At 71.4% G+C, this 4688-nt stretch carries 6 protein-coding genes; 2 read left to right on the forward strand and 4 right to left on the reverse strand.

What is annotated here, in order from left to right:
• Nucleotides 1-460, reverse strand: a 460-nt coding sequence (locus C1I93_RS28480) for a hypothetical protein (RefSeq protein ID WP_111246348.1), incomplete at its 3' end; no start/stop codon positions are given.
• A gap of 108 nt (nt 461-568) precedes the next feature.
• Nucleotides 569-1741 (reverse strand): acetyl-CoA C-acyltransferase, encoded by a 1173-nt coding sequence (locus C1I93_RS28485; protein WP_111246349.1) that lies wholly within the window; start codon nt 1739-1741, stop codon nt 569-571.
• Nucleotides 1742-1821: 80 nt separating this feature from the next.
• Between C1I93_RS28485 and C1I93_RS28490 the strand changes: the two genes are divergently transcribed.
• Entirely contained in the window at nt 1822-2250 is a 429-nt protein-coding gene (locus C1I93_RS28490; protein ID WP_420811756.1) for a PH domain-containing protein, read from the forward strand.
• Here C1I93_RS28490 and C1I93_RS28495 read toward each other — a convergent pair whose 3' ends face one another.
• Both C1I93_RS28495 and C1I93_RS28500 read right to left on the reverse strand, forming a co-directional pair.
• A complete protein-coding gene (locus tag C1I93_RS28495) occupies nt 2251-3162 on the reverse strand; it encodes a rhomboid family intramembrane serine protease (RefSeq protein WP_111246351.1) in 912 nt (303 codons plus the stop codon). It lies immediately after the preceding gene.
• 147 nt (nt 3163-3309) lie between these two features.
• Nucleotides 3310-3831, reverse strand: a complete 522-nt coding sequence (locus C1I93_RS28500) for a peptidylprolyl isomerase (protein ID WP_111246352.1) — start codon at nt 3829-3831, stop codon at nt 3310-3312.
• Nucleotides 3832-3946: 115 nt separating this feature from the next.
• Between C1I93_RS28500 and C1I93_RS28505 the strand changes: the two genes are divergently transcribed.
• Nucleotides 3947-4687, forward strand: a complete 741-nt coding sequence (locus tag C1I93_RS28505) for a hypothetical protein (RefSeq protein ID WP_111246353.1) — start codon at nt 3947-3949, stop codon at nt 4685-4687.
• The last annotated feature ends 1 nt before the right edge of the window (nt 4688 follow it).

Genomic DNA, 4688 nt, shown 5'->3' on the forward strand with positions numbered 1-4688 from the left:
CGGTCACGGTGGCGAGGACCCGGGGCCGGGTGCTGCGGATCCGGGTGCGGAAGGCGTGGTTGAGCATCGCGTCGAGCTGCCACACCTGCTTCGGGTGCTGGGTCCGGATCAGGAACCGCTCCCGGATGCCGTCGATGGCGGTGGCCGCCAACTCGACCGACTGCAGTCGCGGATCAGGGCTCCAGGTGACATGACTCAGCTCGCGCAGCTCGGTGTTGAGGTGCAGCCGCAGCCGGTGCAGGATCCGGGTCTGTCGGGTGACCACGATCCGTCGGTGGGTGAGCAGGAGCAGATAGTCCCCGGACATGGGCCGGTCGGGCCGGCTGCACCGGGTGACGAGAATCGTGGCGTCGCTGGAACCCACACAGCGACGGAACACCGGCATGTGCCGGCTGGCGGTCTGAGTCGCCAACCCGGCCTCGGTGGCGGCTGGAAGGAACGTTCGGGAGAAGACGTCCATGCTCAGTCCAACGACGATGTTCGTTGGGTGACGTGGCTTGCGCACCTGCTTTCTGCAAATTCCACGTCACCGGCCGGGGCCGGTCGCCCGCACCCCGCGAGGGTCGGCTCAGAGCAGCTCGACGATTGTCGCGTTGGCCATGCCGCCGCCCTCGCACATGGTCTGCAGGCCGTACCGGATGCCGTTGTCCCGCATGTGACCGAGCATGGTCGTCATGATCCGGGCACCGGAACCGCCGAGCGGGTGCCCGAGGGCGATCGCGCCGCCGCGCGGATTGAGCCGCTCCGGGTCGGCCTCGGTCTCCGCCAACCAGGCCAGCGGCACCGGGGCGAACGCCTCGTTCACCTCGTACACCCCGATCTCCTCGATGCCCAGCCCCGCGCGGCGCAGCGCTTTCGCGGTGGCCGGGATCGGCGCGGTGAGCATCGCGACCGGGTCGTCGCCGGCGGCCACTGCCGTGTGGATCCGGGCCAACGGCCGCAGGCCGTGCCGGCTGGCCCACTCGCTCGTGGTGACCGCGAGCGCCGCCGCGCCATCGGAGATCTGCGAGGCCGATCCGGCGGTGACCACCCCGTCGGGGCGGAACGGGGTGGCGAGTTCGGCGAGCCTCTCCAGCGAGGTGTCCCGCCGCACGCCCTCGTCCACGGCGAACGTGCCGCCGTCGCCGAGCGGCACCGGTGCCAGTTCGTCCTGGAACGCCCCGGCGTCCTGAGCGGCGGCGGCCTTGGCGTGGCTGGCCAGGGCGAATTCGTCGAGCTGGGTACGGGACAGCCGCCAGCGCTGGGCGATCAACTCCGCGCCCACGCCCTGGTTGAACGGCAACGCGGAGTCTTCCGCGACGCCCTCCACCCCTCGGTAGCGGTCCAGGATCCGTTCGCTGAACGGCAGCCCACCCTGCACGCTGGAGCCCATCGGCACCCGGGTCATCGACTCCACACCGCCGGCGACCACCAGGTCCGCCTGGCCGGAGAGCACGGTGGCGGCGGCGAAGTGCAGGGCCTGCTGGCTGGAGCCGCACTGCCGATCCACAGTGGTTCCGGGCACCGACTCGGGCCAACCGGCGGCCAGCACGGCGTTGCGCGCGACGTTCCAGGACTGCTCACCCACCTGGGACACGCAGCCCCACACCACGTCGTCGACCTGGGCCGGATCAATGCCGGACCGCTCGGCGAGAGCACGCAGCACGTGCGCCGACAGGTCCACCGGGTGCACCGCCGCCAGGCTGCCCTTGCGCCGCCCGACCGGGGTACGCACCGCACCGACGATAACCGCGTCACTCATCTCGTACTCCCCGGTAACTTGTCTGATCCCGATCCTACGCGCTAGCACATGATCCGGGCGGCGCTGGCATGCTGGTCGGCATGACGGTCCCGAGGCAGTGGCGGGTGTCCCCGGCCCTACCGGTGGTCAAACTGATCGGGGCGGCCGCCGTGCTGGCCCTGGGGATTCTGCTCGCCGGCAACGATCTCCTCCGGCCGGTGCTCGGTGGGCTGGCCGCCGCGATCCTGGCCGGCTGGGGTGCCCGCGATCTGCTCGCCCCGGTACGACTGGCGATCGACGCGGACGGTGTCACCGTGCCAGCCGGCTGGCGGGGCCGCCGACACCTGCCTTGGCCGGCGGTGGAGACGATCCGGGTGGACCGCCGCTCCGGACGCGGCTTCGCCGGACCGGCACTGGAGATCGACGCGGGGGAATCCCTGCACCTGCTCAGCCGACTCGACCTCGGCGCCGACCCGGCCGAGGTCGCCGACGCGCTACTCGCCGCCCGCCCCCCGCACCCCGCTGCTTGATCAGCCGAGCAGCGCGGCGGTGCGGATCAGCGCCATCCCGAGCAGCACGACCAGGATGAGCGCGCCACCGGCGGCCTGCACCAGGGTGCGGCGCGACCGGGGAGCGTAGGCCAGCACCAGGGCCATCAGCGCACCGAAGACCAGCCCGCCCAGGTGCCCGGCGATCGAGATCTGCGGCACGGTGAAGGTGAAGATCAGGTTGATCACCAGGATGGGCAGGATGGCCGAGGTGTCCCGACCCAACCGCCGCATGATCACGAATATCGCCGCGAAGAGGCCGAAGATGGCGGTCGACGCGCCGGCCGACATCTGGTTGGGCGCGCTGAAGAAGTAGACGGCCACGTTGCCGCCGAACCCGGCGATGAGATAGAGCGCGGCGAAGCGCAGCGGGCCGAGCACCGCCTCCAGGGAACGCCCGAGCACCCAGAGCGCCCACATGTTGAGCAGCAGGTGCAGCACGCCGTAGTGCAGGAACATGGCGGTGACCAGGCGGTACCACTGGCCGTCGGCGACCCCGCCGATGGTGCCGTCGGGGAACATCGCCAGGCCGAGCACGGCACCCCACTCGGTGAGCGGAGTGCCACCGCCCATCAGGCCACCGAAGCCGGTGCCGCCGGCCGCCGCGTCGCCACCCCGGTCGGAGGCGATGGAGAGCAGCATCACCAGCAGGTTGACGCCGATCAGCACCTTCGTCACGTAGCCGTGTCGGCCGGCGGTACCGCCACCGAAGGCGGTACGCGCCGGCCGTACGCTGCGGCGTCCCTCCGCCACGCACTCCGGGCACTGGAAACCGACCGACGCCTCGCGCATGCAGTCCGGGCAGATCGATCGGTCACACCTGGTGCATCTGACGTACGTCTCCCGGCCGGGGTGGCGGTAGCAGGCCGGGGTGGTCGCCGGGGACTCGCTCACCGCGTGCCCCCGGGGCCGGAGCGCTCAGTCATGCGAGCAAAGGTACCTCGCTGCACCCACCGGGTGATGCCGCCGTACCCCGACTGCCGCGCCCAGGCCCGGCCGACGCTCGGGAGCAACACGGCTCACCCGGACCGGGTCGTCCGCTCAGCGCTCGATTTCGACGCGCTCGATGACGACGTCCTGGAGCGGCCGGTCGCTGGGGCCGGTCGGGGTGTTGGCGATCGTGTCGACGACCTTGGCGGACTGCTCGTCGGCGACCTGGCCGAAGATGGTGTGCCGGTTGTTCAGGTGCGGCGTCGGCGACACGGTGATGAAGAACTGCGAGCCGTTGGTGCCGGGCCCGGCGTTCGCCATGGCCAGCAGGTACGGCCGGTCGAAGCGCAGCTCGGGGTGGAACTCGTCGGCGAAGGTGAAGCCCGGTCCGCCGCGACCGGTGCCGGTCGGGTCACCCATCTGGACCATGAAGCCGCTGATCACGCGGTGCGAGATGGTGCCGTCGTAGTAGGGGCCGCTGCCCGGCTGGCCGGTACGCGGGTCGGTGTACTCACGGGTGCCCTCGGCCAGCTCGACGAAGTTGCGGACGGTCTTCGGCGCGTGGTGGGGGAACAGTTCCAGCCGGATCGGGCCGGCGTTGGTGTGCAAGGTGGCGTAGACAGCCTCGGCCACGGGTACTCCTCACTCGTTGGTCAGTTCCATGCGGATCCTCCCATGTGCCCGATCTGGACATGCGGAGGCATCCGAAGGTGGAGGATGAGAGGAAGCAACTCCCAGGAGGTGGGACGTGTTTGGAATCGCGCGGCGCAAGACCCAGGGGCAACTGGCCCGGGCCGAACTGAACCGAAGCATCGGTCACCTGCGCCAGGCCGCCACGCACGCGGCTCGGGGTGCCGGGGCCACTGTCGGTCCGCGGATGCACGCGGCTCGGGGTGCGGTGGCTCCGGCCGCCGTCATCGTCCGGGACCGCACCTCGACCGGTTTCGCGACGACGGCAGCCGCGCTCGCGCCACTGGCAGTGGCGGTGCGCCAGGCGCGCGTCGAGGCGGCCGGCAAGGCCGTGCTCGGTAAGGCCGCTGCGAAGCAGGCCGCGGTCACCAGGAAGGCGAAGAAGATGAGGGCGAAGAAGAAGTCCCGCCGCGGCGGGGCTGCCACGTTGGCCGGTCTGCTCGCGGCCGGCACGGTGGCCGGGCTGGCCGGCGCGATGGCCCTGCGGCGCTACCGGGAGCAGCAGGTCTGGACCGAGTACGAGACGAGCGCGTCGCTGGAGCCGATGCGCGAGGAGGTGGAGACCATCGAGGTGCGTACGGCTGGTCCGACCAACGGCAGCAAGGCGTCGGTCGCGCCGACCGGGGCCGGCAGCTCGACGGTGACCGGCGGCGACAGCGCCTCCACCACCACCCCCGCGACCACTCCTTCGTCGAAGGTCACCCCGACCGACAAGGTCCCCTCGGTCGCCGAGGGTGCCCGCACCACCAGCGGCCGCCCCGCCGACAACCTCGACAAGGCCCTCAACAACCGCCCCTAAC

Source organism: Micromonospora endophytica, from assembly GCF_003236305.1.
Taxonomy (GTDB): Bacteria; Actinomycetota; Actinomycetes; order Mycobacteriales; family Micromonosporaceae; genus Micromonospora; species Micromonospora endophytica.